At 61.4% G+C, this 26,185-nt stretch carries 25 protein-coding genes; 11 read left to right on the plus strand and 14 right to left on the minus strand.

The features are described from left to right. Window positions 1–32 precede the first annotated feature (32 nt). Window positions 33–959 carry a hypothetical protein gene (locus RAE04_RS08600; RefSeq protein ID WP_317027094.1) on the plus strand — a complete coding sequence of 309 codons (927 nt, stop codon included), beginning with the start codon at window positions 33–35 and terminating at the stop codon, window positions 957–959. Here the strand turns inward: RAE04_RS08600 and RAE04_RS08605 are convergent. The 4 genes from RAE04_RS08605 to mshA form a co-directional block, all read right to left on the minus strand. Continuing rightward, entirely contained in the window at window positions 956–1,663 is a 708-nt protein-coding gene (locus RAE04_RS08605; RefSeq protein ID WP_317027095.1) for a response regulator transcription factor, read from the minus strand. The genes RAE04_RS08600 and RAE04_RS08605 overlap by 4 nt on opposite strands. After that, window positions 1,660–2,922, minus strand: coding sequence for a sensor histidine kinase (locus RAE04_RS08610; protein WP_286687779.1), 1,263 nt, complete (start codon window positions 2,920–2,922; stop codon window positions 1,660–1,662). Before RAE04_RS08610 ends, RAE04_RS08605 begins: the two co-directional genes overlap by 4 nt. Before the next feature lie 63 nt (window positions 2,923–2,985). After that, window positions 2,986–3,732 carry a phosphoglyceromutase gene (locus tag RAE04_RS08615; protein WP_286687780.1) on the minus strand — a complete coding sequence of 249 codons (747 nt, stop codon included), beginning with the start codon at window positions 3,730–3,732 and terminating at the stop codon, window positions 2,986–2,988. A gap of 39 nt (window positions 3,733–3,771) precedes the next feature. Continuing rightward, window positions 3,772–5,037, minus strand: coding sequence for a D-inositol-3-phosphate glycosyltransferase (mshA, locus tag RAE04_RS08620; RefSeq protein ID WP_317027096.1), 1,266 nt, complete (start codon window positions 5,035–5,037; stop codon window positions 3,772–3,774). A 66-nt stretch (window positions 5,038–5,103) separates the two neighbouring features. On the opposite strand from mshA, the gene RAE04_RS08625 reads away from it, so the two are divergent. The 4 genes from RAE04_RS08625 to RAE04_RS08640 all read left to right on the plus strand — a co-directional run bounded on the left by RAE04_RS08625 (window position 5,104) and on the right by RAE04_RS08640 (window position 10,629). Then, complete coding sequence (locus tag RAE04_RS08625; RefSeq protein WP_317027097.1) at window positions 5,104–6,819, plus strand: long-chain-fatty-acid--CoA ligase; 1,716 nt, start codon at window positions 5,104–5,106, stop codon at window positions 6,817–6,819. A 1-nt stretch (window position 6,820) separates the two neighbouring features. Then, on the plus strand, window positions 6,821–7,306 hold the full coding sequence (locus RAE04_RS08630; RefSeq protein WP_317027098.1) for a methylated-DNA--[protein]-cysteine S-methyltransferase: 486 nt from the start codon (window positions 6,821–6,823) through the stop codon (window positions 7,304–7,306). 72 nt (window positions 7,307–7,378) lie between these two features. After that, window positions 7,379–9,088, plus strand: coding sequence for a long-chain-fatty-acid--CoA ligase (locus tag RAE04_RS08635; RefSeq protein WP_317027099.1), 1,710 nt, complete (start codon window positions 7,379–7,381; stop codon window positions 9,086–9,088). An 11-nt stretch (window positions 9,089–9,099) separates the two neighbouring features. Continuing rightward, complete coding sequence (locus RAE04_RS08640) at window positions 9,100–10,629, plus strand: AMP-binding protein (RefSeq protein WP_317027100.1); 1,530 nt, start codon at window positions 9,100–9,102, stop codon at window positions 10,627–10,629. Here the strand turns inward: RAE04_RS08640 and RAE04_RS08645 are convergent. Further along, entirely contained in the window at window positions 10,626–11,864 is a 1,239-nt protein-coding gene (locus RAE04_RS08645) for a YihY/virulence factor BrkB family protein (protein ID WP_317027101.1), read from the minus strand. The two genes, RAE04_RS08640 and RAE04_RS08645, sit on opposite strands and share 4 nt — an antisense overlap. A gap of 71 nt (window positions 11,865–11,935) precedes the next feature. On the opposite strand from RAE04_RS08645, the gene RAE04_RS08650 reads away from it, so the two are divergent. After that, window positions 11,936–12,412 carry an S-ribosylhomocysteine lyase gene (locus RAE04_RS08650; protein WP_023020462.1) on the plus strand — a complete coding sequence of 159 codons (477 nt, stop codon included), beginning with the start codon at window positions 11,936–11,938 and terminating at the stop codon, window positions 12,410–12,412. Window positions 12,413–12,553: 141 nt separating this feature from the next. Here the strand turns inward: RAE04_RS08650 and RAE04_RS08655 are convergent, their stop codons facing one another. After that, window positions 12,554–13,660, minus strand: a complete 1,107-nt coding sequence (locus tag RAE04_RS08655; RefSeq protein ID WP_316127968.1) for a UDP-N-acetylmuramate dehydrogenase — start codon at window positions 13,658–13,660, stop codon at window positions 12,554–12,556. A 24-nt stretch (window positions 13,661–13,684) separates the two neighbouring features. Here RAE04_RS08655 and RAE04_RS08660 point away from each other — a divergent pair, with 24 nt between their 5' ends. The 3 genes from RAE04_RS08660 (at window position 13,685) to RAE04_RS08670 (ending at window position 15,969) form a co-directional block, all read left to right on the plus strand. Then, window positions 13,685–14,176 (plus strand): DUF2505 domain-containing protein, encoded by a 492-nt coding sequence (locus RAE04_RS08660; RefSeq protein ID WP_049377830.1) that lies wholly within the window; start codon window positions 13,685–13,687, stop codon window positions 14,174–14,176. Between the two features lie 20 nt (window positions 14,177–14,196). After that, the gene (locus RAE04_RS08665; RefSeq protein WP_316127970.1) at window positions 14,197–15,009 is read left to right on the plus strand and encodes a class I SAM-dependent methyltransferase; all 813 of its coding nucleotides are present in this window, start codon (window positions 14,197–14,199) and stop codon (window positions 15,007–15,009) included. 108 nt (window positions 15,010–15,117) lie between these two features. Continuing rightward, complete coding sequence (locus tag RAE04_RS08670) at window positions 15,118–15,969, plus strand: DUF2993 domain-containing protein (RefSeq protein WP_317027102.1); 852 nt, start codon at window positions 15,118–15,120, stop codon at window positions 15,967–15,969. On the opposite strand, the gene RAE04_RS08675 is transcribed toward RAE04_RS08670, so the two are convergent. The 8 genes from RAE04_RS08675 to RAE04_RS08710 form a co-directional block, all read right to left on the minus strand. Then, entirely contained in the window at window positions 15,966–16,487 is a 522-nt protein-coding gene (locus RAE04_RS08675) for a deoxyribose-phosphate aldolase (protein ID WP_317027103.1), read from the minus strand. The two genes, RAE04_RS08670 and RAE04_RS08675, sit on opposite strands and share 4 nt — an antisense overlap. Then, window positions 16,487–16,777, minus strand: coding sequence for a DUF2516 family protein (locus tag RAE04_RS08680; RefSeq protein ID WP_317027104.1), 291 nt, complete (start codon window positions 16,775–16,777; stop codon window positions 16,487–16,489). The genes RAE04_RS08675 and RAE04_RS08680 overlap by 1 nt, the downstream gene beginning before the upstream one ends. Before the next feature lie 5 nt (window positions 16,778–16,782). Further along, complete coding sequence (locus tag RAE04_RS08685) at window positions 16,783–17,220, minus strand: CGLAU_01105 family protein (protein WP_317027105.1); 438 nt, start codon at window positions 17,218–17,220, stop codon at window positions 16,783–16,785. Between the two features lie 19 nt (window positions 17,221–17,239). Next, window positions 17,240–18,574: a DUF445 domain-containing protein gene (locus RAE04_RS08690; protein ID WP_317027106.1), complete on the minus strand. Its 1,335-nt coding sequence runs from the start codon at window positions 18,572–18,574 to the stop codon at window positions 17,240–17,242. Between the two features lie 251 nt (window positions 18,575–18,825). Beyond that, window positions 18,826–19,200, minus strand: a complete 375-nt coding sequence (locus tag RAE04_RS08695) for a hypothetical protein (RefSeq protein WP_284769393.1) — start codon at window positions 19,198–19,200, stop codon at window positions 18,826–18,828. A gap of 56 nt (window positions 19,201–19,256) precedes the next feature. Next, complete coding sequence (locus RAE04_RS08700) at window positions 19,257–20,006, minus strand: succinate dehydrogenase/fumarate reductase iron-sulfur subunit (protein ID WP_286687793.1); 750 nt, start codon at window positions 20,004–20,006, stop codon at window positions 19,257–19,259. Then, window positions 20,006–22,021: a fumarate reductase/succinate dehydrogenase flavoprotein subunit gene (locus RAE04_RS08705; RefSeq protein WP_317027107.1), complete on the minus strand. Its 2,016-nt coding sequence runs from the start codon at window positions 22,019–22,021 to the stop codon at window positions 20,006–20,008. The genes RAE04_RS08700 and RAE04_RS08705 overlap by 1 nt, the downstream gene beginning before the upstream one ends. A gap of 15 nt (window positions 22,022–22,036) precedes the next feature. After that, entirely contained in the window at window positions 22,037–22,792 is a 756-nt protein-coding gene (locus tag RAE04_RS08710) for a succinate dehydrogenase cytochrome b subunit (protein WP_317027108.1), read from the minus strand. A 369-nt stretch (window positions 22,793–23,161) separates the two neighbouring features. On the opposite strand from RAE04_RS08710, the gene ramB reads away from it, so the two are divergent. Together ramB and RAE04_RS08720 are read left to right on the plus strand one after the other, a co-directional pair. Beyond that, complete coding sequence (ramB, locus tag RAE04_RS08715; protein ID WP_317027109.1) at window positions 23,162–24,571, plus strand: acetate metabolism transcriptional regulator RamB; 1,410 nt, start codon at window positions 23,162–23,164, stop codon at window positions 24,569–24,571. Window positions 24,572–24,722: 151 nt separating this feature from the next. Further along, window positions 24,723–26,147, plus strand: a complete 1,425-nt coding sequence (locus RAE04_RS08720; RefSeq protein ID WP_317027110.1) for an RNA-binding domain-containing protein — start codon at window positions 24,723–24,725, stop codon at window positions 26,145–26,147. Window positions 26,148–26,185: the final 38 nt, after the last annotated feature.

The raw sequence follows: 26,185 nt of genomic DNA on the forward strand, positions 1-26,185 counted from the left end.
CTAACAGCGTAGTAGGTCTACCGTGGTTAGGTGTGAATCGCCCAAAATCTGACACGGTATACCTAGGTTTTCCCGCGAGCTCGCCCGCGGCGGCGTCGATAAGAGCGGGCCGCGAAGAGGCCCCGGATTTCCCGCGGGAGTGGCTCGAATTTACCAACCCGAACGACCCACACCACGTCTTTTCCATCGACCTAACATGGGTGGAATCGCACTACAGTTGCCAATTTGGAACGTCGGCATGCCGGGGCATCGATAAGAGCCAGCCCGACGTGGGCTGCTGCGTGCATGGCGCCTATATGGCCGATGAGGAGGACCGCGACCAGCTTTACGACGCCGTCTCGCGCATGCCCGCCAAGTATTGGCAGCTGCGCCCAGCGGGGGTAGATGAGTTCCTCGCGCAGGACGCTACGGACGAGTTGGAGCCATGGCTAGAGTGGGACGAGCTCGACGGTGAGGACGGCGAACCGGAACCGGCGCTGAAGACACCCATCGTGGACGGCGCGTGCATTTTTGCCAACCGCGCCGGCTGGGCTACGGGTACGGGCTGCGCGCTGCACCAGTGGGCTGTCGATACCGGCGAGGAGCTCACGGTGGTCAAGCCGGAGGTGTGCTGGCAGCTACCGCTGCGCCGATACGAAGACTATGAAGAGCGCCCGGATGGGCAGGAGATTTTGCGCACGCAGATCGGCGAGTATGACCGCCGCGGTTGGGGCAATGGCGGCGAGGACTTTGATTGGTATTGTTCGGCCGATGCCGCCTGCCACGCCAACCCGCTGCCGATGTGGCAATCGCACGAGGACGAGCTGGTAGCGCTCATGGGCCGAGAGTCCTATGAGATTCTGTCCGCGCACTGCAAGGCACGCGCCGCGGCGGCCGAGCACGGCGTCCAGCTCACGCAGCATCCGGCCAGCGTGAAGGCCGGGAGCCTACAGGCAGGAAACCAGCAGGCGGAGAGCTAGAGCTCGAATTTATAGCCCAGGCCGCGCACCGTAACCAGGTGCTTCGGACGGGAAGGCTGCTCCTCGATCTTGGAGCGCAGGCGCTTGACGTGAACATCGAGCGTCTTGGTGTCGCCAACATAATCGGCGCCCCAGATGCGATCAATGAGCTGGCCGCGGGTTAGTACGCGGCCGGCGTTGCGCAGCAGGTACTCCAGGAGGTCGAATTCCTTGAGGGGCATGGAAACCGGCTCGCCCGCGACGGTAACGGTGTGGCGTTCCACGTCCATCTTGACGCGGCCGCCCTCGAGGATCTGCTCGGCTACTTCTTCCTCCGCCTCGGTATCGGCAGCGGCGCCGGAATCGTGGCCGCGGCGCAGGACCGCGCGGATGCGGGCGATGAGCTCGCGGGAGGAATAAGGCTTGGTCACGTAATCATCGGCGCCGAGCTCGAGGCCGACGACCTTGTCGATCTCAGAATCGCGCGCGGTCACCATGATGACCGGCACGGACGAGGTGGTGCGCAGCTGCTTGCATACCTCGGTGCCGGACATGCCGGGCAGCATGAGGTCTAGAAGGACGATATCGATGTCGTTAGCGGCAAACTTTTCCAGCGCGGTGGGGCCATCGTGCGCGATGATCGGCTCGAAGCCCTCCTTGCGGAGGAGGAATGCCAGCGGATCTGCCAGCGACTCTTCATCTTCAACGATGAGGATGGTGGTCATTGTGCTTTATCCTTTCGACGTGCTGCAACGCGTGCTACTGCACGCGGGAGCCCAGGCGCCGCCGCGTCGACGGCATCCCTTTTCTCATTATCCTTCATGCCAGCATCCTGCGCTGGCTTTTCTTCCCTGTAAATGGGCAATTCGATGGTGAATGTAGAACCCGTACCGGGCCGGGACCACAGTTTGATGTTGCCGCCATGGTTGGCCACCACGTGTTTAACAATTGCTAATCCTAGGCCAGTGCCTCCGGTCTGCCGCGACCGGGCTTGGTCTACGCGGAAGAAGCGCTCGAAGACGCGCTTTTGATCATCCGGTGCGATACCGATTCCGCGGTCCGTGACGCGGATGAGCACGACCCCGCCATCCACCACTTTTTGGGAGACCGATACCGGCATCTTCTCCGGCGAATAGTTAATCGCGTTGGAGACGAGGTTAGACAGTGCGGTGACCAGCAGGGACCTATCTCCTTTGACCTGCACGCCGACGGAAGCGCCCCGGTTGAGCTCGATGGAGCGAGCCTCCGCAGCCAGTTGGTTGCGCGAGAGCGCTTCCTCGATGAGGTCATCGACGGCTAGCGGTTCCATCTCTGGCAGCGCCTCAGCGCCTTGCAGCTTGGACAAGGAAATAAGCTCGCTGACCATATCGGCCATGCGGTTGGCTTCCTTGTAGACCTTGTTGCCAAAGTACTCCACGGTCTCTTGGTCGCCGGGGTCTTGGAGCAGGGCCTCGGCCAGCAAGGCAATACCGCCGACGGGGGTCTTGAGCTCGTGGGAGACGTTTGCCACAAAGTCGCGGCGGGCGGATTCCATGCGGACGTTTTCGCTCTCATCGGTTCCGTAGATGATGACAAAGCGGCCGTCGTTAAGCGTCAGCGGCTTAATGACCGCCTTGAACTGGGTGACGCGGTGACCCGTGCGGCGCTTAGGAATGGCCAGGTCGACGGTGCGGGTTTCCTTGTCCTCGAAGACCTCCTGCGCGGTCTGCCACACCTCCGGGTTCACGGCGCGATCATGCACCAGGGACATCTCGTGGGCGGCGGGATTGGACATGACGATTTCTTGGTTGCGGTCTAGCACCGCCAGGGCCGTCGGCGAGCCTTGCACGGCCAGGTGCAGCACCTGGCTGACCGTCGTGACCTGGTTAGCCTCGGCATCGGTGGCTTGGCGGTAGCGCGCAATGCGCCCGCGCAACCAGGAAATCACCGGCAGCGCCAGCCCGCAGGCCACCACGCCGGCGGCAAAGGAAAGAATCAATTCCACGTGTCTAGCCTATCCATCACAAAGTCCCCAGGGAATACTCCCCGGGGACTGTGGCGCAGTTTCTTACTTACCGCCCTGCGCAGCAACGGCGGCGGCACCGGCAGCGGCGGCTTCCGGATCCAGGTAAGTGCCACCTGGGTTTACTACGGAGCCGTCTTCGGTGATCTCATAAACCAGCGGGATGCCGGTTGGAATGTTCAGGCCGGCAATGTCATCATCGGAGATATTGTCCAGGTGCTTAACCAGTGCGCGCAGGGAGTTGCCGTGCGCGGCGATAAGTACGGTCTCGCCCTTCTTGGCGCGTGGGAGGATTTCTTCTTCAAAGTACGGCACGAAGCGGGCGACGACGTCCTTCAGGCACTCGGTCTGCGGGACCTTATCCAGGTCCGCGTAGCGCAGGTCATTGGCCTGGGAGTATTCGGAGTCATCGGCCAGCTCCGGCGGGCGCGTGTCATAGGAGCGTCGCCATGCCATGAACTTTTCCTCGCCGTACTCTTCCTTGGTCTCGGCCTTGTTCAGGCCCTGCAGGGCGCCGTAGTGGCGCTCGTTGAGGCGCCAATCGCGCACCACTGGGATCCAGTGGCGGTCGGCGGCGTTGAGAGCGATATTTGCGGTGCGGATAGCGCGACGCAAAAGAGAGGTATACAGGACGTCGGGCAGAACGCCTTCCTGCGCGAGCAGCTCACCGCCGCGCTTGGCTTCCGCCTCGCCCTTTTCGGTCAGATCTACATCGACCCAGCCAGTGAACTGGTTGGACTCGTTCCACTTGGATTGGCCATGGCGAAGAAGAATCAGTTTTCCGTTAGTCATGCCTCCAGCATGCCACGAAATTATTACCGGCGTCAGGGTTTAATCCCCGATCGCCCGCCGTTGATGGCAATCCGGAACCTCGATGCGGCTGGCCTCGTCATAGATTTCTGCGAGCGCGGCAGCGGAGCTGGCCCAGCTAAAGCGTGCGGCGTGGGCGACGGCGGCTTCGCCCATGGCGATGCGCATGGGGTCGTCGTCAAGCAGGCGGACTAGAGCATCGGCCCAGTCGGACGGGTCATGCGAGTGCACCAGCAAGCCGGTCTCCTCGTCGGCCACGGCGATGGGCAGCCCGCCGACGGCCGCGGCTACCACCGGCGTGCCAGAAGCCTGGGCCTCCAGCGACACCAGACCGAAGGACTCGTTATAGCTAGGCACCGCTACGATATCGGCCGCGCGGTAGACCCCCACCAGCTCCTCTGGCGGGCGGGCGCCTAAAAAGCGCACGCGCTTATCGACGCCCAACTCGCGCGCCAACTCCCTATAGGCCTCCGGCGCCGTATTGGCCCCCGACGGGCCACCACAGATGACCACGCGCAGGTCGCGCGCCGGTTCGCGGCGGAAGAGCTCGGCCGTGGCGCGAATGAGGACCTCTGGGCCCTTGAATTTTTGCAGACGCCCCACAAAGGCCACCACCTTGGTGTGCAGTGGAATACCCAGCTCGCGGCGGGATCGCTCGGTATTGCGGTCCGTGCCAGGGGTAAAAAGCTCTACGTCGGCGCCGGGCGAGACCACGCGAATGATGTCGCACTCGGCATCATAGTGTTCGGCCAAGTCGCGAGCTTCTTGCTCGGTATTGACCACGAGCAGGTCCGCGTTATCCACCAGTTGCTGCTCGCAGATGCGGCGGGCCTCGGACTCCAAGGTGTCATCCGCGGTCCGGGAGGCGTTTTTCACCGCGGCGAGGGTATGGGCCGTGTGGATGAGCGGAATGCCCCAGAGATCCCGTAGCAGCCAGCCCACCTGGCCGGAGAGCCAGTAGTGGGAGTGAATAAGGTCATATTTCTTGCCCTGCCACTTGGCAAATTGCACCATGCCGCCCGCGAAAGCGGTCAGTTGGGTCGGCAGATCCTCTTTATCCAGACCCTCGTACGGCCCGGCGACGATATTAATGACGCGCAGATGGGGTTCAACCTCAATGATTTCGCCCTGGCTAGGCCGAGTGGCGCGGGTATAGACGTCCACCTCTATTCCCCGGCGAGCCAGTTGGCGCGCACTATTGAGGACGTAGACGTTCATGCCGCCGGCGTCCCCCGAGCCGGGCTGTTCAATCGGCGAGGTATGCATAGAGATCATGGCGATGCGCATGGCGCTCAATTCTACCGGCGCTATACTGGCCCCTGCCAGAAACCTACGCTACCGAAAGGTAAAGTTTTGTCCGCATACGAATCACAGGCTTGGCTCCAGTATTACCCGGAATGGACACCGCACCATCTCGAGTACGGCGACACCACGTTGCTGGATATCTACGACAACAATCTTGAGGTCAACGCCGATAAACCGGCCACCTACTTCTTCGGACGCACCCAAACGTATGCGGAGCTGGACCGTCAGGTTCGCGCTGCGGCCGCTGGCTTGAAGGCCTTCGGTGTGCGCCCCGGTGACCGAGTCGCCATCGTGGCACCAAACTCGCCGCAGTACATCGCGGCGTTCTACGCCATCTTGAAGCTGGGCGCCCAGGTGGTACTACACAACCCGCTCTACACCGCCCACGAGCTAGAAGGGCTCTTCCAGGATCACGGCGCGCGCATCGCCATCGCCTGGGATAAGGCAGCGCCGACTTTGGAGAAGCTGCGCGCGACCACCAACCTGGAAACAGTCGTGTCCATCAACATGATCAACGCCATGCCTACCCTGCAGCGCGCCGCCCTGCGCCTGCCCATCCCGCCACTGAAATCCAAGCGCGAGCAGCTCTCTTCCCCGGCGCCCAATACCGTGCCGTGGGAAACCTTGGTGGGCAACGCCATCGGCGGCGACGGCAGCGATATCACCACGCCGCAGGACGTGGACAAGGACACCATCGCGCTAATTATGTACACCTCTGGCACCACCGGCGCCCCGAAGGGCGCCATGCTCTCGCACGGCAACCTCTTTTCCAACCTGTTGCAGGGCAAGGCGTGGGTTCCCGGCCTGGGCGATAAGCCGGAGCGTATGCTAGCCGCCCTCCCCTTCTTCCATGCTTATGGCCTGACCATGAACGTGACCTTGGCGCAGTTCATCGGCGGTGAGCTGGTCATCCTGCCAAAGCCGGATATGTCGCTCATTATGCAGTTGATGAAGAAGCACACCCCGACCTGGGTTCCGGGCGTGCCGACGCTTTACGAGCGCATCGTGAAGGCCGCCGAGTATCAGGAAATCCCCATCAAGGGTGTGCGTGCGGCCTTCTCCGGTGCGTCTACCCTGCCTTCGGACACGGTCAACAAGTGGGAGAACTACACCGGCGGCCTCTTAGTGGAGGGCTATGGCCTCACCGAATGCTCGCCGATTATCGTGGGCAACCCCATGAGCACCGACCGCCGCCCAGGTTACGTGGGCATCCCGTTCCCGGATACCCAGGTGCGCATTGCCAACCCGGATAACCTGGATGAGACACAACCAGACGGCGTTGAGGGCGAGGTGCTGGCCCGCGGCCCGCAGATCTTCAAGGGCTACCTCAACAATGACGAGGCCACCGAGGCCGCCTTCCACGGTGAGTGGTTCCGCACCGGTGACATGGGCGTCATGGAAGAGGATGGTTTCATCCGCCTGGTCAGTCGCATCAAGGAAATCATCATCACCGGCGGCTTCAACGTGTATCCGGGCGAGGTGGAAGAAATCCTGCGCGAGCACCCAAGCATTGATGACGTCGCCGTGGTCGGCCGCCCGCGCGAGGACGGCTCCGAGGACGTCGTGGCCTGCCTCGACCTCGCCGACGGTGCCGCCCTCGACCCGGAGGGCCTGAAGGACTACTGTCGCGAGCGCCTGACCCGCTACAAGGTCCCCCGCACCTTCTACCACTTTGAGGAGCTGGCGAAGGACCAGATGGGCAAGATCCGCCGCCGCGAGGTCCAGGCAGACCTCATCCGCCGCCTCGAGGCCGAACAGAACTGAGATGTTCCGCCTTATCGATAGCCCCCTCGGACCCCTGCGCCTGCAGGCGAGCCCGCGGGGGCTTTCCCGTGTCGAATTCACCGCAGCCAGCATCCTGCAGAAAGAGATGGGCGGTGTGGAAGAAGGGGACGTCGGAAAGCGCAGTGCAGACGTGCTCGATGCCGCCCAGGCGCAGCTCGCGGAGTATTTCGCCGGCCAGCGCCGCGCCTTCGAGCTTCCCCTCGACCCGCCTGCGACGACCGACTTCCGCGCCGTGGTGCATGCGCAGTTGGCGGAAATTGGCTACGGGGAGACGGTCACCTACCGCGACGTCGCTAAGTTACTCGGCCGCCCCGGCGCGACGCGGGCCGTGGGCAGTGCGTGTGGCGCCAATCCCCTGCTCATCGTGCGGCCATGCCACCGTGTGCTGCGCAGCGACGGCGGGCTCGGCGGCTATGCGGGCGGTCTGGAAGCCAAACGTTTTTTGCTGACATTAGAAGAAAACTAGAGGGCTTCTTCGCGTTTGGGATATGCTATCCCCTCAGAAATAGTTTTTGTAGCCAAACGAAAGGTTTTTCGCGTGTCCGTTTCCACCTCCCGAGCCTGGCTCGAGCACTACAGCGATTGGACCCCACACACGCTGGACTACGGCGATAAGACCATCGTCGACTACTACCGCGATAACCTGCGGGCCAACGCCAATAAATCCGCCACCTACTTCTTCGGCCGCACGCAAACCTACGCGGAGCTCGACGCCCAGGTGCGCGCCGCCGCGGCCGGGCTCAAGGCCTTTGGCATTCGCCCGGGTGACAAGGTGACCATCGTCCTGCCAAACTGTCCCCAGCACGTCGCCGCGTTCTATGCGGTGCAGCTACTTGGTGCCACCGTGGTCGAGCACAACCCGCTCTATACCGCCCCGGAGCTGGAAGGGCTGCTCAATGACCATGGCGCGCGTGTGGCTATCTCCTGGGATAAAACCACCTCTACGCTGGAAAAGCTGCGCTCAACCACCCCGCTAGAGACCATCGTCTCCGTCAACATGGTCGAGGCCATGCCCCCGCTCAAGCGCCTCGCGCTGCGTCTGCCCATCCCGCCGCTGGCCGCCAAGCGCGAGCAGCTCACCAGCCCCGCGCCCAATACCGTGGAGTGGTCCACCCTCATCGGCTCGGCCATCGGCGGCGATGGCTCGGATCTCGATGTCCCTGAGATCTCCCAAGACGATATTGCGCTCATCCTCTACACCTCCGGCACCACCGGAAAACCTAAAGGCGCGCTCCTCTCACACGGCAACCTCTTTGCCAACGCCATCCAGGGCAAGGCCTGGGTGCCGCAGATGGGCAAGCAACAAGAGCGCTTCCTCGCGGCACTGCCCATCTTCCACGCCTATGGCATGACCACGCTGTGTATCTTCAGCATCTACTTGGGCGCCGAGCTCATCCTTGTCCCCTCCCCACAAATGCCGCTCATTCTGGACATCGTGAAAAAGCGCACGCCTACCTGGCTTCCGGGCGTGCCCACGCTGTATCAAAAAATCATGGACGCAGCGGAAGAAAAGGACGTGGACCTAAGCGGCATCCGCAATGCCTTCTCCGGCGCCGCCACGCTGCCCGTAGAGATTGTGGAGCGCTGGGAAAACTTAACCGGTGGCCGGCTCGTGGAAGGATTCGGTATGACAGAAACCTCCCCGGTCCTCACCGCCAACCCTATGAATGGCAAGCACCGCCCCGGCTATGTGGGCGTGCCCTTCCCGGATACGGAAGTGCGCATTGCCAACCCCGAAAACCTGGATGAAACCCAGCCCGACGGCCAACCGGGTGAGATGCTCGCGCGCGGCCCGCAGATTTTCCAGGGTTATTTTGGCAATGCCGCCGCCACTGAAAAGACCTTTCACAATGGCTGGTTCCGCACCGGCGATATGGCGCTCATGGAGCCGGATGGCTATATCAAGCTGGTCAGCCGCATCAAGGAAATCATCATCACCGGCGGCTTCAACGTCTACCCCGCAGAGGTAGAAGAGGCGATTGCCCAGCATCCCGACGTCGTAGATGTCGCCGCCGTGGGCCGCCCGCGCCAGGATGGCTCGGAGGACGTCGTCGGCTGCGTCACCCTGCGCGATGGTGCCGTGCTCGATCCCGAGGGCTTGAAGGAATTCTGCCGCGAGCGCCTCACCGGCTATAAGGTGCCGCGCACCTTCTATCACTTCGAAGATCTGGCGCGCGACCACCTGGGCAAGATTCGCCGCCACCAGGTGCGCAAGGACCTACTCGAGCTGCTGGGGACGAAGGCCTAAACTTAGCGGCTATGGCAGATATTCATTACGGTGCCACCTTGACGGATTTCCTCGCCGCCGCCGTCGCGAGGTTTCCGCAGCGTCCCGCCACCTACTTCGCCGGCCAGACGCTGACCTATGGCGAGCTCGATGCCCAGGTGGCAGCCGCGGCTGGGGCCCTGCGCGAGATGGGCGTGCGGCCCGGCGACCGCGTGGCGATTCTGTTGCCCAATTGCCCGCAGCATGTGGTGGCATTCTTCGCCATCCTGCGCTTGGGCGCGGTGGTGGTGGAGCATAACCCGCGCTATACCGCGCACGAGCTCACGCCGCTGCTCGCCCACCATGGCGCCCGCGTGGCGATTGCCTGGGAGGACATCGCCCCCACCGTCTCCGCGCAGGTAGAGACCACCATCTCCGTCTCCCTTAGCGCACCGCTTCCGCTAAACGGCGCCCCGGTAGAGGCACACCCCGCCACGCTTGCCGACGCCGCCCTTATCCTCTACACCTCCGGCACCACCGCCCACCCCAAGGGTGTGGTCTTAACCCACGGCAACCTCGCGGCGAACTGCCTGCAGCTAGAAACCCAGGCCCCGCTGCGCGCTGGCCACGAGCGCTTCCTGGCCGCGCTGCCCATGTTCCATTCCTATGGCCTGACGATGAGCGTGTTGCTCGCGGTGCGCTGCGCGGCCGAGATCATCCTGCTTGCCGCCCCACACACCGATGCGGTGACCAAGGCGCTAGCCACGCGCCGCCCCACCTGGATGCCGGGCGTGCCCACCATCTACGAGCGGGCCATGGCGGCCGCGCCCACCGCCGCTGGCTCATCCGCCCCCACGGATCTCGGCGGGGTGCGCTATTCCATTTCGGGCGCGGCCTCGCTGCCCTCGCGCATCATCGATCCCTGGGAAGCACGCACCGGCGGCATGCTGGTGGAAGGCTATGGGCTCACCGAAACCTCTCCCGTGCTGACCATCAATCCCCTTAATGACGCCCGGCGAGCCGGCACCATCGGCCTGCCGCTTCCGGATACGCAGCTGCGCATCGGCGATCCTCAGGACCTCAGCCGCACCCAGCCGGATGGCGAGGCCGGCGAGATCCTCGCCCGCGGCCCGCAGGTCTTTAACGGCTACCTTGCCGACGCCCCCGCCACCGCCGCCGCCTTCCATGAAGGCTGGTTCCGCACCGGAGACATGGGCGTTCGCGAGCCCGATGGCCATATCAGGTTGGTGGGCCGCATCAAGGAAATCATCATCACCGGTGGCTTCAATGTTTATCCCGGCGAGGTTGAGAAGACCTTAGCCTCCCATCCTGATATTGCCCAGGCCGCAGTCGTGGGCGTTCCTCGCTCCGATGGTTCAGAGGATGTCGCCGCTTGCGTGGTGCTTGCCCCCGGCGCGCAACTCGACGAGTCTGCCTTACGCGACCATTGCCGCGGGTTGTTGGCACGCTATAAGGTCCCGCAGCGCTTCTTTGCCATGGAGACGCTCGCCGCCGACCAGCTGGGCAAGCTGCGCCGCCGCGATGTCCAACGCGATCTCCTCGCCCTGCTCAACCAGGGCTAGCCTTCTTCACGCGCTTCTCGGCGCACCGCCTGTTCGTAGATGCGCTCGGCTCGCTCCTCAAGGTCGTGCTGGGCGCGGGCTTGGGATTTAGCGGCGGCGTCGGAACGCGGCGGGGCCTGAATATGCCGCGCGGCGTGCAGGCCCAATTGCAGTTCTTTGGCGCGCAGAACCTCCGCATCGATTTTGATGCCCAAAATGAGCATCGTATTAGATAGCCACACGGCCATGAATACAGCCATGATGAGGCTGAAGGCGCCGTAGACGCTGGCACCAGCAAATCGCTGGGTATAAAGAGCGAAAGCTCCCCACACCACCACATTGGTGCTAAGCGCCACAACGGAGCCGAGGGTTATCCACCGAAAGCGCGCCGGCCGCACGTTCGGGGAAAAGTGATACAAGATAGCGATCAAGCTCAGCACGATCACCACGGTGAGCGGGAAGCGCAGCCAATTCCACACCGGCATAAAAATGCCGCCCAAAAAATCTGCGGTGCCTTGCATGTCCAGCTTGCCAGCCAGCGGTTCGACCACACCGCTCACGATGGTATCGCGCAGCAGGTTGGCAAAAAGCACGATGACCGCGCCGATGACCAAGATGATGGTAAGCCCCCACATGAGCGCCCAGGTGCGGATAATCCCGCGGCCTTCTACCCGCCCGTAAACGGTATTGGCGGTGCGGGAGAAGGCGCGCACATAGGCCGAGGCCGCAAAAAGAGAAACCAGCACGGATACCACCAGCGCGAAAGTACCCTGGGCTGTCGAACCAATGATGGAGCCAACCAGTTTTTCGGCCTGCTCCGTCATCGAACTGGGCACGTAGTCTGCAATGAACTGCGAAGTTAATTCGTGTACCTCGGCGCGTCGAGAGGAGAAGATGAGCGTGGCTATCGAATAGGCCGCGAGCACCGTAGGGGCAAAGGCCATAAGCGTGAAGTACGTCATCGTGGCGGCGCGATCCATCAAGGCATCGTGGAAGAAGTCCGCCCACACGCGGCGGAGCACCAGCCCCCAGCTTTCCTTACGCAGGCGGTTGCCGCGGGCCAACGGATCGACATTTTCGGCGTGGCCTTCAATCTTGACCACGGTGGGCGCAGTGCTCGGCACGATTTTATCCGCGCCCTCATAGACGGATTTGCCCACCGGAGTAGCCGCAGCGCTCGGCGGTTCGCCGGAAGACGAATTGCCAGGGGTGCGTGCGGCGCCAGGAACCTCGGCGGAATCGTCCAGTGTGCTCATATTATCCCAGCGTATGCGGTAAAGAATCTATTTCAGGAAGTGACACTCAGCTGTGATTACACTGGAGAAGCATGACTGAACAGAATGATAAGAAGCTCAACGTGAAGTCCTTCGAACTCGACCACCGTCTCGTTAGCGCGCCGTATATTCGCGTAGCCGACCGCACGGATTTGGGCGGCGGCGTCGAAATCATCAAGTATGACCTGCGCTTCTGCCAGCCGAACCAGGACCACCTGGATACCAAGGCGCTGCATTCGGTGGAGCACATGATGGCCAACTTCATGCGCAATTACACCGATAAGCTCATCGGTTTTGCCCCGATGGGCTGCCGCACTGGCTTCTACGCCATCACCAACGGCATGGAACAAGACGAGCTGCTGCGCGCGGTGGAAGGCGCGCTTAACGATATTCTTAACGCTACCGAGGTACCGGCCGCCAACGAAGAGCAGTGCGGCTGGGGTGCGCACCACAGCTTGGAGGGCGCGCAGGAGGCGGCCCGCGCATTCTTGGGCGCTAAGGATGAGTGGCTCCAAGTCATGGCCGCCTAAGCCAAGCGAATTCACCGGCCCAGTAGGTGCCGAACTGAAAAAGCGGCCACGATAGTCCCGAAAACCGTGTGGTTAAGGGCGCTATCGTGGCTGCTTTGTAGGTTTTAGGCCCTAGAGCCCGGAGCGAAAAGCAGTCGCGTGCTACTCGTCGAGGGAAAGGCCGATCCACACGGGTTCGGGCACGAGTTCCACACCGAAGGTCTCATGGACGCCGTCGCGGATGGTGCGGGCGAGGTCCACGATATCGGCGGCCTTAGCCTCGCCGCGGTTGGTCAGCGCCAGCGTGTGCTTCGTCGAGAGCGTGGCCCTGCCGGAGCCCGGGTAGCCCTTGGCAAACCCGGCGCGGTCAATGAGCCAGGCCGCGGAGAGCTTTTCCCGGCCGGTCTCTGCAGAGGGGTGGCGGGGTATGGAGTCTGCGGTGGCCTCGCCAAGCGAGGCACGGACCTTGGCCTGGACGGCGTCGGCAAGAGCGGAGTCCACCACCGGGTTGGTAAAGAAAGAGCCAGCGGACCAGGTGTCATGGTCGGTGGGGTCGAGCACCATGCCCTTGCCGCGGCGCAGCTTGAGGACCTGCTCGCGGACCTCGGCCACGGGGCGGCGCTCGCCCGGATTCTGGGTGAGCTGGCCAAAGCGCAGCGGGCGGGAAAGGCCCTCGGTATCGAGCTGCAGCTCCACCTCAAGGACCACGGCGCGGCCGGTGAATTTCAGGTTGGAATAGCGATACGCTAGCTCCAGGTCGGAGGCGGGGACCCACTCATCGCTATCGGTGCGGCGGTTATAAAGGCGCACGCGGGTAAGGACCTCAGAGATCTCCGCGCCATAGGCACCCACATTCTGCACGGGGACCGCGCCCACGGTGCCGGGGATGCCGGAGAGGCACTCGATGCCACCCAGGCCGAGCTGCACGGAGCGAGCCACCACGTCATCCCAGACGGCGCCCGCCTGTGCGCGCACCACGCCGGTTTCGGTGTCCATGGAAACCTCATCAAAGTCAAGGATGACCGCGACGAGATCCACTGCGCCATCGGCCACCAAGAGGTTGGAGCCGCCGCCAACGACGATGAATTTCACTTCGGCGTGATCAAGGGCACGCACCACGGCGACGGCAGCCTCCGGCTGCGAGCAGCGCAGTGCGGCCTGCGGTTTTCCGCCTACACGCAGCGTAGTCAGGTCCGCGAAGGTGGCGGCGGGGTCCAGTTCTACCCCGTCGATCGCTGTGAGCTGTTGCGTCAAAGATTTATCAAGCACGCCTACCAAGGTAGTCTGTTAGGCATGTCAACCCGTAGTGAAAACACCGTAACCATCAATCAGCCCATCGAAAAGGTTCACAAGGCGCTGCTCACCAAGGAATACTGGGAGTACATCGTGGCCAACCTCTCCCCCGAGGCGGGCCAGGTGCACGACTTCAGCGATAACGTAGCCACCCTCTTCGAGGTTCTGCCGACCACCCTGCTGCCAGAGGCAGTGCGTGCCATGGTCTCCCAGGACCTGAAGGTCAAGCGCGTGGTTACCGTGGGCGAGCTCAGCGGCGAGGCTGCTGACGTTAACTACACCGCGGATGTCAAGGGCACCCCGGTTGATTTCAAGGGCGATATCTCCCTGGCTGGCGAAGGCGAAATGACCAAGCTGTCCTACGTCAACGAGATTTCCGTCAATATCCCGATGATGGGCGCCGCCATCGAGCCAAAGGTGGGCGAGTCCCTGGGCGAGCTCTTCGATAACGAGGGCAAGCTGACCGAACAGTGGATCTCTGAGAACGCCTAAGTTCTACAGAACCGAAATTTATGGCCGACCACGCACATAATCTGCGCGCTAGCGCAGCTGCGGGTCGGCCTTTTGGCGTTATCACCCGCGGCACCACCAACCACAACCGGCTGCGCCGCTGCGATAGGTGGATGCTCGCGCACCCGGAGATTTCCGCGCTGCTGCGGCATGTAGATACCCCGCTGGCGCTCGACGTGGGCTACGGGGCCTCGCATGCGACCACCGTGGAGTGGGCGGGGTGGCTGCGTCGGGCGAATCCGCAGGTAGACGTGCGCGGACTGGAAATCCACCCGGACCGGGTGCTGCCACCGCACGATGGCGTGCGCTTCGAGCTGGGCGGTTTTGAGCTGGCCGGCTACCGGCCGCAGCTAGTGCGCGCGTTTAATGTGCTGCGCCAGTATGACGTGGACCAGGTGGAAGAGGCCTGGCAGACGGTGTGCTCCCGCCTTGCCCCGGGCGGCTTCTTTGTGGAGGGCACCTGCGATGAGCTCGGCCGACGCGCGGCCTGGTTGCTGCTCGATGCCCATGGTCCGCGGACACTCACCCTGGCGTGGGACCCGTTTGATGTGGCGCGCCCTTCCGATATTGCCGAGCGCTTGCCCAAAATCCTCATCCACCGCAATGTGCCCGGCGAGCCCATCCACGAGCTGCTTCAGGCCGCCGACGAGGCCTGGGACCACGCGGCGGGGTGGGCACCCTACGGCCCGCGCGTGCGCTGGCGTAGGGCAAGAGCCGCGCTTGCCGACGCCCCCTTTAATATCCACCCCGTCCGCCGGCGCCTGCGCGATAATGTGCTCACCGTGGACTGGGAGTCTGTCGCACCACGGGACTAAACGCGCCGCGCGCTGATGGCAGCTGGGGAGCTGTGAAGTGCCTAGCAATGTGCCCGAGAACTGCCGCAAACTTTGCCCCGCGCCGACTCATGCGCCACACTGGTACGCATGGCTTCGAAGAAATCGGCAGGTTCACTCGCCTGGAAAATCATCATTGGCATCCTCGTAGCACTGCTCGTGCTCATCCTCTTGGCCGAGTTCGGCCTGCGCTGGTTCATCGGTCACCAGATGACCTCGCAATTCAACGAGGCCGCGGAGCAAGAGGGAATCCAGGTCAAAGAAGATCCCTCCGTCAGCTTTGGCGGCAGCCCACTGCTCGTAGGGCTGTTCAAGGGCTCCATTTCCCAAATGGATATGACCACGCCGTCCACCCTGCAAATCGACGGCACCGAGATCAAGGGCCAACCTGCCTCCGAGATCCACGTGGAAGATATGAGCACCGACCAGGAGAATCCGGTAGCCGGCAAGCTGCGCGCTTCTACCACCGTGCCGGATGACTACCTGCTGGCATCCTTCCAGAAAGGCATTTCCGAGCAGGCAGGCAGCGAGAAGGTGGGCAATATGGTGGTTACGGAGATCACCGCCAATGAGCAAGACCACGTGCTGGACGTGAAGTTTGCCGGCGGCCTTGCCAACCTCTCGCTAGAGCCCACCGCCCACGACGGAAAGCTCGATATCCGCGCCACCGAGGCCTCCATCTTCGGCCTCGAGCTGCCGGATCAGGCCACCGAAGCCATCTCCTCCGCACTGCAGAACGGCATGTCGGATCAATTCGTGGGTTCTGACATGAACGTCGATTCCGTAGAGGTGCTCGATGGCGAGCTCAAGCTCACCATCACCGGCACCGATGTTCCGATGAATGACATGGATAAGCTGGCCGGCGGCGGTGACTCCGCAGGCCAGGGCGGGGCCACTGGCTCTGGCGCGCCGCAGCAGGGCGCGCAGGAGAAAGCCGCCTAAACCGCAGCGGCGGGAAATTCGATGACCGGAAGCTTGGCAGCGGCCAACGCCGGTCCTTTTTTCATCTCCTCTCCCCCGGCACCGGATTCCTCGTTGTCCACGGCGGCAGAACTGCGCACAATGAGACGCTGATAACCGGCCTGCTGTGCAGCCGTAACCGCGGCAGCTGCGGCATCGGCCGCATCTGCGCCCACAGCCCCCGGCACGATGAGGCCCAAGCGGGCCGGATCGGGGCAGGCCTCGCGGATGGCGATGAGCTCGGAGAGCACGGCATTGGCATCCGTCACGGTCTCATCGAGGCTGACCCACACCTCGCTGGCGCCGGATTGAATGGCCAAGCGCGCCTCAGAGGCCTTGATGAGCGTGTGGTGGCGGCCGGTGGGATACCCCGCGACGGAGATAATATCGGCCGCGCCCGCGCCTGCGGCAAGGGAAACATGGTGCGGGGAGACGAGGACGGTGTTATCGGCAGCGCGATCCTTGACCGTCGCGGCTGGGGCGTCAAGCAGGTTAAGCATTAGTAGCTATAATCGCCGTTGATAATGGCCTTGAGCTGCGGGCGCACGTCAAACCAGTACACGCCGGTAATGACCGCGCCGATCCAAGACAAAAAGGCCAAGCCGGTGCCCATCGCTACCGCGGAACCGGCCAGCAGGCCAACCCACACCCACTTGCCCTGACGGTCGCCGGCGCGGAAGGCGTCCTCGCGCGTGGTAGCGGCGAGGATCGCACCGACGATGGCGGTCAGGGTGAGGATTTGGAAGATGTAGCTGTCTAGATGCAGGGCAAGATTATAAAGGAAATACATGCAGATTAATTCTGTGGGTCGTCGGTGTCGATTACTTCGCCATCGATAATATTATCGCCCTGCGAAGGAGCAGAATCCTGGCCAGAGCGCGCCGCATTCTTCTTTTCCGCACGGCGGGCCTGCGCGGAATTATAGGCGTCCATCACGCCCTCGCGGGTCTCGTTATAAGCGGTGGAGAACTTGCCCTTAGCGGCGTCGAAAGCAGCGGACTCACGGGTGCCGTCCGCGGCCTTCTTCACAGTGGCACCGAACTCCTTCGCGGTAGCAGTGGCCTTATCCACCAAGCCCTCCTTGCCGGATGCGCCATAAGGGCTTTTCGCTTGCGCGCCATTAGCGTGCTGGGTGCGTTCTTCTTGCAGGCGGCCACCGAAGTCCTTGGCTACCTCAAAAGCAGCGCTGCCGGCATCTTTCAGGGAATCGAAAATCTTCTTATTATCGCTCATTGCTCATTACTCCTTATGTCTAAGCACCAAAGATAAGGTGGTTGATCGCGAATATCACCAATCCTGCCAGGGAACCGACGATAGTGCCGTTCAAACGAATAAATTGCAGGTCCTTGCCCACCATGAGCTCGATATTTTGGGAGGCTTCCTCCGCATCCCAGCGCTTGATGGTCTCCGGGATAATAGCGATAATTTCCGGCGCGAATTTCTCCACCGCGTAGCGCGCGGCCTTATCCACGAGCGCATTGGCCTGGGCCAAGAATTCGGAGTCCTCGAGCAGACGGTGCGTCAACTCCTTTACCTTCGCCGTAATCTTCTGGCGCAGGAAAGACTCCGGATCATTGAGCTGGTCAATGAGCATAGTGGATACCGTACGCCACATGGCTGCCGGCGCCTGCTGCGCTTGATCGGAGGCGAGCATCTCTTGCTTGATGCCCTCGATGCGCCCGCGCATGTCCGCATCCCACTGCAGATCTGAGGCCAGCTTAGACAGGTTGCGGCGAATGGCCAGGCGAGCCTCGTGGTTGCCATTGCGGCGCACCTCATCAGCAAATTCCACGAGCTCGGTATAGACCTTCTCCCCCACCATCTCGCGGGCAAAGCGCGGCGCCCACCCCGGCATGCGCTCGTCGATGGCGGTGACCACGGTGGACTCCATGCTCAGAATCTTGCCGTGCGCCCACTCAATGAGATCATCTTCCAGCGGACGAGCCTTGCCGTCTGCAATATAGCCCTCCAGCAACCTACCCAGCGGCGGGCCCCACTCTGGCTCGGCTAGGCGGTCCATGACTTGGGTGCGGATGAAATGCTCTGCCTCTTCGGGGTCCAAATCTGCGACCACGCTGGCGGCACGCTCGCCAATCCAGGCGGAGACTTCCTCCGCCTTGCCCGGCTCTACGCCTTGGCGCGCCAGCCATAGCGGCAACTCCGCCTCGCGAACCTTGGCGCTAAGCGCATCCGCGGTAAGGAAGTTCTCCTCCACAAAGTCCTTCAAGGCATCGCCCACGCGGTCCTTATTATTCGGGATCAGCGCTGTATGCGGGATGGGCAGCCCCATCGGCCGGCGAAATAGCGCGGTCACCGCAAACCAGTCCGCCAAGCCACCTACCATGCCGGCCTCCGCCGCTGCACGCACGTAGCCCACCCACACTGGGGCCCCGCTTTCCGACGTCTGCCACCACGAACACCCCAAAAAGATCACCGCCGCACCAATCAGGAACGACAGCGCAATCGCCTTCCACCGGCGCAGGTCCGCACGCCGCGCCTCCTGATTGCCAGCCTGCGGGACGGGAGCAGCACCCGACGATGCCGTTACCGTAGCCGTTTCGAGGCCTTCCTCCGCGCGGTGCGTCATGAGTTCTCCTTGAGGTTGTGAAGGTGTATTTCAGCTTCGTTCTATAACACTAGTGCCCACCTCGGACATGCCCGGTGGTTGCCGTCATTCCAGCGACTTGTTGAATCGCTACCACGTGCTAGCGGCAGCGTCGTTTAGATGGTGAGAGATCACGCAACCCCCGTCTCCTGCACGGTGAACATGCTAATGGAGGCGGGGGTGGCGTCGAGTCAGTACAGAAACTTAGGCAATGCCTGGATTAGGCAAGCACCTTAGTTAACTCGGCCGGTTTCCTTGCGGTACTTGCGGTAGTAGCGGCGGCCGTAGTGGACGGTGCCTACTGCGGCGATGGCCACAATGACTAGGGCGATGATGCCGATGATCATGGTCAGGGTGTAGTCACCCTCACCTGCGGTGCCCAGCGGGGTATCCCACACGCCAAGGCCCCAAATAATGATGCCGGCAGCCGGGAGGCAAGACAGGATCAGACCCATGCCCACCCAGGTGGAGGTGCGAAGAAGGGAAGAGTGAGGAGCACCGAAGGACACGGGATCGTAGCCCTCAATGTAGGTGTCCTGAATCTTGCCGGAGAACTCCGGGTAAGTCTCGCTGGTGTAGTCAGCGACTGCGTGGGTGTTATCGCTCATGGCGGAGTCTTTCTGTCTTTCTCTCGTTCCTAGTATTCCTACGGAATAACCTTAGCTTAGTCGTCCTTGCCACGGAAAGCAGCACGTGCACGTTCGCGGGTAACCGCGGAAACCGCGGTCAGCGGAACGCCGGCCGGGCAGACATCGGCGCACTCACCATAGAGGGAGCAGTGGCCGAAGTTGGCTTCCAGGTCATCAACCATGTTGCGGGCACGGCGGCCACGCTCTTCCTTGCCCAGCGGCATGAGGGAAAGGTGCACCAGCTTTGCGCCGGTAAACAGGTGAGCCGCACCGTTCGGGCAGGCAGCAACGCAGGCACCGCAGCCAATGCAGGCAGCGTGGTCCAGCGAGTACTCGGAGGTCTCATGGTTGATGTGCATGGTATCCGCATCCGGAGCGGTACCAGCGTCCATGGAGACGTAGCCGCCCTGCTCCATCACGTGATCCAGAGCCGTGCGGTCCACAATCATGTCCTTAATGACCGGGTAGGCAGCGGAACGGAAGGGCTCCAGCTTGATCGTGTCGCCATCGGTGAAGTTGAACAGGCGCTGCTGGCAGGCCGGGGTGTTCTGGCCAGGGCCGTGCGGGCGGCCATTGACGGTCAGGCCGCAGGTACCACAGATGCCCTCACGGCAGTCGGAAGCGAAAGCGAAGGGCTCTTCGCCGCGCTCAATGTAGCCCTCGTTGACGTGGTCCAACAGCTCCAGGATGGACATCTGCTCAGAGGCATCGTCCACCTGGACGGTTTCGAAGTGGCCTTCTTGGGTCGGTCCGGCTTGACGCCAGATCTCAAGTGTCAGTTTCATTACTTGTAGTTCCTTGTCATCAGCGGGATCGAATCAAAGTACAGCGGCTCGGCGTGGCGAATGAACTCGTTCTTATTAGCGCCCGGCTCCCATGCGGAAACAAAGCACCAGTTCTCATCGTCGCGTTCTGCCTCGCCGTCCTCGGTGAGGTGGTCCTCGCGGAAGTGGGCGCCACAGGACTCATCGCGGTCCAAAGCGTCAACACACATGAGCTCGCCCAGGTCCAGGTAGTCGGCAACGCGCAGGCCGTACTCCAGCACCTGGTTCATGTCGTTAGCCTCACCCGGGATGCGGACATTAGCCCAGAAGTCCTCGCGCAGCTTACGGATCTTGGTGATGGCTTCCTTGAGGTCTTCCACGTTACGGGACACACCGCAGCCGTGGTAGAGGATATCGCCCAGCTGGCGGTGGTAGTAGGCCGGACCGTGCGGGTCCTCGCCACGTACGCCCATCAGGCGGTCAATACGCTCCTGTGCCTGTGCCACTGCAGCCTGTGCTTCCTGGGAGTCCTCAGCCAGCTTCTCCTCACCAAGGTGATCAGCCAAGTAGTTCGGGATGGTAAACGGCAGGGTGAACCAGCCATCCACAGAAGCCGACAGCAGGGAGTTAGCACCCAGACGGTTTGCACCGTGGTAGGTCCAGGAGCACTCACCGGCGGCAAAGAGGCCGTCGATAGCGGTCATCTCGTTGAAGTCGGTCCACAGGCCACCCATGGTGAAGTGGCAGGTCGGAGCGATACGCATCGGGGTCTCATAAGCGGACTCGCCAATGGCCTCTTCGTACATCTCGATGAGGTTAGAGTAGCGCTCACGGATCTTATCCTTGCCCAGACGCTCGATGGCGTCACGGAAGTCCAGATACACCGAGTTGTGTAGCGGTCCAACGCCCAAGCCCTTGTTGATCTGCTGGGAGATGGCGCGGGAAGCAACGTCACGCGGGACCAGGTTGCCGAATGCCGGGTAGCGGCGCTCCAAGAAGTAGTCGCGCTCATCTTCCGGAATCTCATTAGCCGGGCGGTCATCTTCCGGCTTAATCGGAGACCAGATACGGCCATCGTTACGCAGGGACTCCGACATGAGGATGGTCTTGGACTGCCAATCGGAGTTGACCGGAAGACCCGTTGGGTGGAACTGGATGAATGCCGGGGAAGCCAGGTACGCGCCGTTTTCATACGCACGCATCATGCCGCCAGCATTGGAGTTCTTAGCCAACGTGGACATGTGGAACACATTGCCGTAACCGCCAGTACCCAGGATGACGGCGTGACCGGTGAAGGCGGTGAGCTCACCGTTAATCAGGTTGCGGGTGACGATGCCGCCCGCCCGCTTCTTACCGCCATCGTTATAGGTGATGATTTCCTGCAGGTCGTGGTGAGCGAAAAGCTCCACATTGCCCAAGCCGATCTGGCGGTAAAGCGCAGAAGTGGTGGACAGCTGCAGCTGCTGGCCTGTTTGGCCACGCGTGTAGTAGGTACGGGAGACCTGCACACCACCGAAGGAACGGGTAGCCAAGGTGCCGCCGTACTCGCGGGCGAATGGTGCGCCGATGGCGTTCATATGGTCAATCACGCGCACGGACTCGTTGGCCAAGCGCCAGCAGTCGGACTCGCGGCAGCGGTAGTCGCCGCCCTTCACGGTGTCCTTGGTGTGGCGGTAGGTGGAGTCATTGTCCACCTTCTTGGCACGGGAGGAGTTAACACCACCCTGTGCGGCGACGGAGTGCGCACGACGCGGGGAGTCATGGAAGGTGAAGACCTTCACCTTGTAGCCCAGCTCGCCCAATGCGGCCGCGGCGGAACCGGCGGACAGGCCGGTACCAACCACGAGGACTTCAAACTTGCGACGGTTCAGCGGGGATACCAGCTGCATGTGGTCCTTTTGGTGGGACCACATATCCTTCATCGGCACGCCGTGCGGCTCTTTAGATTCGAGGATCTTGCCGGCGGTGACGCCCGGAACGATGGACTGTGGGTGCGAGAAATTTGGGTGCTCGCGCTTGAGTTCAGTATTAGTCATGGGTTTCTAACTCCTTTAGCTGACCAAGCCCAGGGCAACGGACAAAGGCATAACGATGTTGCCGATGCAGACAACGGCCGGGATAACGTACGCCAAGATCAGGAAGGTCTGACGCCACTTCGCACCGGTGATACCCAGGTCAGAGGCAGCAAGGCGAATGCCGTGGGTGAGGTGCAGGAACAGGAAGCACATGGCAATCACGTACACGATGGTGACCGGCCAGCGACTGAAGGTAGCAATCATGTTGGCCTTCACCGCTCCCTCTGCGAAGTCACCTGGGGCGATGGGCTGTACGCCCATGGTCAGGTCCAGCAGGTGGAAGATGATGAACAGCAGCAAAACGATGCCGGAGACCAGCATGGACTTGGTGGCGAAGGAATCAAGGCCGCCCATCAGGTTGCTGCGGCGGAACTTGCCGCGGGATGCCTTGGAACGAGCAGTCAAAGCGATCGCGCCGTAGATATGGGCGATGATGGCAACCAGCAGGATGGCGCGAATGATCCACAATGCGCCCTCATGCGGGAACAGTGGCTCGCCCATGGAGCGCAGGAATGCGCCGTATTCATCCAGCGCCTCTTCGCCGCCGTGCGCCGGCAAGTACAACTTCAGGTTGCCGGCCATGTGGCCAACAACGAAGAGGGCGAAAAGCAGGCCAGTGACGGCCATGATGAGCTTCAGAACCCAGGAGGGCACTCCCGGCTTCTGACGGATTGGTTCGTTAGTAATGTGGCCGTGAGCTACTGCCTCACGGTCGGGATTTCTTAAAGTCATGACACCTCCATTGTCGCCCTCACTTTAACTGGGCTTAACCGCTGGTTACCAGTCAATTCCTGCAGCGTTTCACCTAACGGTACGGCGGTACGGTTAAAGTCAGAATTCTTTTAGGTAAGGGTTGCCTTAAAAGCCTCGGAGCAAAACGTCACTACCTTGGCTGCTCGGAATTCCGCAATATTGACGTTGCGTAATTTCTTCCGTAGTTGTGAACTTGGTCACCCGGTGTTACTAGAGTGACCGCCTTACCCCTTTATGCGTCAAACTTTCGCATGAAACCCACATGCAGCCCACAGGGAGGTGAACATTCTTTGCAAGATCTTTGCGATTAGGGTGCACACCCGCAGGCCAGCCAGTAACCTTGCCGGCATGAGTAAGACGTATGTGGGATCCCGCCTTCGCCAGCTTCGCCGTGAGCGCGATCTCAGTCAGGCTTCCCTTGCTGCGACGCTGGGGCTCTCCGCCAGCTACGTCAATCAGATCGAGCACGACGTCCGCCCGCTCACCGTCCCGGTGCTCCTGCGCATCACGGAGGTCTTCGGCGTCGATGCCACCTTCTTCTCCCGTGATGACGACTCCCGCCTTCTTGCCGAGATCCAGGACGTCATCCAGGACAAGGAGCTCTGCCCCTCCCCTGTCGAGCTGCAGGAGCTCTCCGAGCTGGTCTATAACCACCCCACCGTGGCTCGCACACTGGTAGACGTCCACCGTCGCTACCGCAATGTGCGCGATAAGCTCTCGCTGGCCACCGATGCCCGCCGCACCACCGAGGCCACCCAGGCCCTATCCATGCCGCACGACGAGGTGCGCGACTTCTTCTACGCTCGCCAAAACTACTTGGACAACCTGGACCACCATGCAGAGCAGCTTGCCGACGCCCTCTCGGTCACCCACTTCGGCATTCGCGACACCGAACACGCCCTGGCCCAGCGCCTGCGCGATCGCCACAACGTAGATATCCACATCACTTCCCAGATGGATGGCACGCTACACAGCTTTAACCGCGAGACCGGCGAGTTCCGGCTCGCGTCGCGCCTGAGCGAAGGCCAGCGCGCCTTCCGCATGGCCGCGGAGCTGAGCTTCCTCGAGGCCGGGGAGGACATCGCCGCCCTAGTGGAGGAGGAGCCGTTTACCTCGGATGCTTCACGCAACCTCGCACAACGCGGCTTGGCCAGCTACTTCGCCGCCGCCACCGTGATGCCCTATGCACTGATGCATTCCGAAGCCGAGCGCTCCGGCTACGACGTGGAATACCTCTGCCAGGTCTTCGGCGTGGGCTATGAATCCGTGGCCTCCCGCCTGTCCACCCTGCAGCGCGATAACCTCCGCGGCATTCCTTTTACTTTTGTCCGCGTCGACCGCGCAGGAAACATGTCCAAGCGCCAATCCGCCACCGGCGTGCACTTTTCCAATAATGGCGGCACCTGCCCGTTGTGGAATGTTTACGAGACCTTCACCCAGCCCGGCATTATCTCCCGCCAGCTGGCCCAGATGCCCGATGGCCGCAATTACCTGTGGATCTCCCGCGCCGTCCAGCACCACCAGGGTCGCTTTGGCGATACCAATAAGCTCTTCGCCATTGGCCTAGGCTGCGAGGCTCGCCACGCTGACCGCACCGTCTACGCAGAGGGTCTCGACCTCAAAGATCTCTCTTCTGCTACCCCTATCGGCTCCGGTTGCCGCACTTGCCCGCGCGAAAATTGCGCGCAACGCGCCTTCCCGCCCATTAATGAGATCATCAGTATTGACGCGCACCGCTCCGCAGTTGCACCCTACTAGCGTCTTGGGCGCCAATCGACCTACTCGAAAACTACTCGAAAGCTACTCGAAAGAGCTCGTTTCGAGTAAATAACGTTATGACCTGCCGGTTTGGCAGCACTCGAAGCCTACTCGAAATCTACTCGAAAAATTTTCGAGTAGAGTTACCCTTATGAGCTACGACCCCCAGTCCCCATATGCCTCATCATGGGAAAAGCTACTGAGCCAGCCAGAAGATCAATGGTTTGACCGAAAATCTTTTAACATTCAACCCAAAGATCTCGCAAAAGCGTTAGTAGCGTTTGCCAACGCGGAGGGTGGGATCATCGCCGTCGGGATTACAGACCGCACTTTGGATGGCCTACCTTCCGCCAAACAGGCTAACCAACTGCGTCAAGCTCCCCATGAATTCACGGATCCCACTACCAGGTATGAAGTCAAAATCGTCGACATTCCAGATCCAGGATCGCACTCCCCATCAACCAAAGGGCCGGCGCAAATATATCTGTTTCATGTCTCCCCAACAGAGAACGTCCACTACACAACCGCAGGAGAGTGCTATCTAAGGGTTGGGGACCAAACACAGAAGCTCAAAGCCGATGACATACTGGAGTTGCGCTATACCAAAGGCGAGCAAACCTTTGATTCCACGGAAGTCAGCGGAGCCAACGTTGTGGACCTGAATGACGAATCCGTAGCTAGCTATGCACATTCTCTAGGCTCCTCCACTCCTATCGATGCGCTTAAGGCGCGGGGCCTTCTCCGCCAGCCCGACCGCCCCACTGTCGCCTCCGTCCTCATGTTTGGAAAATCACCCCAGCTATATTTCCCAAACGCACATATTCGCGTGCTCAAGTTTGAAGAACCTGATCGCCTACCTGGACGTCAACAGCAGCTGGCCTTCGACAAGCGCTTCGAAGGAACAATTCCACAACAACTAGAAAAGGCTCGAGAGACCATCATGTCACTCTTGCCCGAAGTTGAAAGAAAAGGTACCGGCCTACATTTTCAACGCGAGACTCTAATTCCACCCGATGTATGGCTCGAAGGTCTAGTAAATGCGGCAATCCACAGGTCTTATTCGAACAGTGGAGACCATATTCGCTTCGAAATTTTCCCCGATAAGATCACAATTTCCTCACCAGGCCGCTTTCCCGGCCTAGTAGACCCTTCTAAGCCAGAAGAAATTGCTCGATTCGCTCGCAATCCGCATATCGCCCGTGTGGCAGCTGAATTAAAAATCGGCCAAGAACTCGGCGAAGGAATTAGAAGAATCTACAGCGAAATGCGGCTCGTAGGACTATCGGATCCCATCTATAAACAAACATCGGGCTCGGTGATTCTAACGCTCCCAGCACAGAAACGGGTTCCCGCTTCTGTGCTCGATAGCCTCCCTAAGGGCGCCGAGGAGGTTCTTCATACGCTGCAACTACATTCCCGCCCCCTGGGGACTCGAGAAGTTTCTGAACTAACCGATCTCAGCGTTCCTACTGCTCGCACCGCCCTACAGCAGCTCAGGAGAGCCGGCCTAATTTTCTGGCACGGCACATCCCCCAAAGATCCACGCGCCACGTGGTCCGCCACCGAAAATATTTAACACCTATTCAATGCTCGGCAGTACTCGAAAGCTACTCG

It is taken from the genome of Corynebacterium sp. CTNIH16, assembly GCF_032821655.1.
GTDB classification, from domain to species: Bacteria; Actinomycetota; Actinomycetes; order Mycobacteriales; family Mycobacteriaceae; genus Corynebacterium; species Corynebacterium marquesiae.

Excerpts from the sequence above, each read along its gene's own strand:
- RAE04_RS08605 (WP_317027095.1), bottom strand. The coding sequence starts at position 1,663 with ATGACCACCATCCTCATCGTTGAAGATGAAGAGTCGCTGGCAGATCCG.
- RAE04_RS08710 (WP_317027108.1), bottom strand. The coding sequence starts at position 22,792 with ATGACTTTAAGAAATCCCGACCGTGAGGCAGTAGCTCACGGCCACATT.
- RAE04_RS08670 (WP_317027102.1), top strand. The coding sequence starts at position 15,118 with ATGGCTTCGAAGAAATCGGCAGGTTCACTCGCCTGGAAAATCATCATT.
- RAE04_RS08675 (WP_317027103.1), bottom strand. The coding sequence starts at position 16,487 with ATGCTTAACCTGCTTGACGCCCCAGCCGCGACGGTCAAGGATCGCGCT.
- RAE04_RS08685 (WP_317027105.1), bottom strand. The coding sequence starts at position 17,220 with ATGAGCGATAATAAGAAGATTTTCGATTCCCTGAAAGATGCCGGCAGC.
- RAE04_RS08695 (WP_284769393.1), bottom strand. The coding sequence starts at position 19,200 with ATGAGCGATAACACCCACGCAGTCGCTGACTACACCAGCGAGACTTAC.
- ramB (WP_317027109.1), top strand. The coding sequence starts at position 23,162 with ATGAGTAAGACGTATGTGGGATCCCGCCTTCGCCAGCTTCGCCGTGAG.
- RAE04_RS08705 (WP_317027107.1), bottom strand. The coding sequence starts at position 22,021 with ATGACTAATACTGAACTCAAGCGCGAGCACCCAAATTTCTCGCACCCA.
- RAE04_RS08645 (WP_317027101.1), bottom strand. The coding sequence starts at position 11,864 with ATGAGCACACTGGACGATTCCGCCGAGGTTCCTGGCGCCGCACGCACC.
- RAE04_RS08660 (WP_049377830.1), top strand. The coding sequence starts at position 13,685 with ATGTCAACCCGTAGTGAAAACACCGTAACCATCAATCAGCCCATCGAA.
- RAE04_RS08680 (WP_317027104.1), bottom strand. The coding sequence starts at position 16,777 with ATGTATTTCCTTTATAATCTTGCCCTGCATCTAGACAGCTACATCTTC.
- RAE04_RS08665 (WP_316127970.1), top strand. The coding sequence starts at position 14,197 with ATGGCCGACCACGCACATAATCTGCGCGCTAGCGCAGCTGCGGGTCGG.
- mshA (WP_317027096.1), bottom strand. The coding sequence starts at position 5,037 with ATGCGCATCGCCATGATCTCTATGCATACCTCGCCGATTGAACAGCCC.
- RAE04_RS08615 (WP_286687780.1), bottom strand. The coding sequence starts at position 3,732 with ATGACTAACGGAAAACTGATTCTTCTTCGCCATGGCCAATCCAAGTGG.
- RAE04_RS08720 (WP_317027110.1), top strand. The coding sequence starts at position 24,723 with ATGAGCTACGACCCCCAGTCCCCATATGCCTCATCATGGGAAAAGCTA.
- RAE04_RS08650 (WP_023020462.1), top strand. The coding sequence starts at position 11,936 with ATGACTGAACAGAATGATAAGAAGCTCAACGTGAAGTCCTTCGAACTC.
- RAE04_RS08630 (WP_317027098.1), top strand. The coding sequence starts at position 6,821 with ATGTTCCGCCTTATCGATAGCCCCCTCGGACCCCTGCGCCTGCAGGCG.
- RAE04_RS08640 (WP_317027100.1), top strand. The coding sequence starts at position 9,100 with ATGGCAGATATTCATTACGGTGCCACCTTGACGGATTTCCTCGCCGCC.
- RAE04_RS08700 (WP_286687793.1), bottom strand. The coding sequence starts at position 20,006 with ATGAAACTGACACTTGAGATCTGGCGTCAAGCCGGACCGACCCAAGAA.
- RAE04_RS08690 (WP_317027106.1), bottom strand. The coding sequence starts at position 18,574 with ATGACGCACCGCGCGGAGGAAGGCCTCGAAACGGCTACGGTAACGGCA.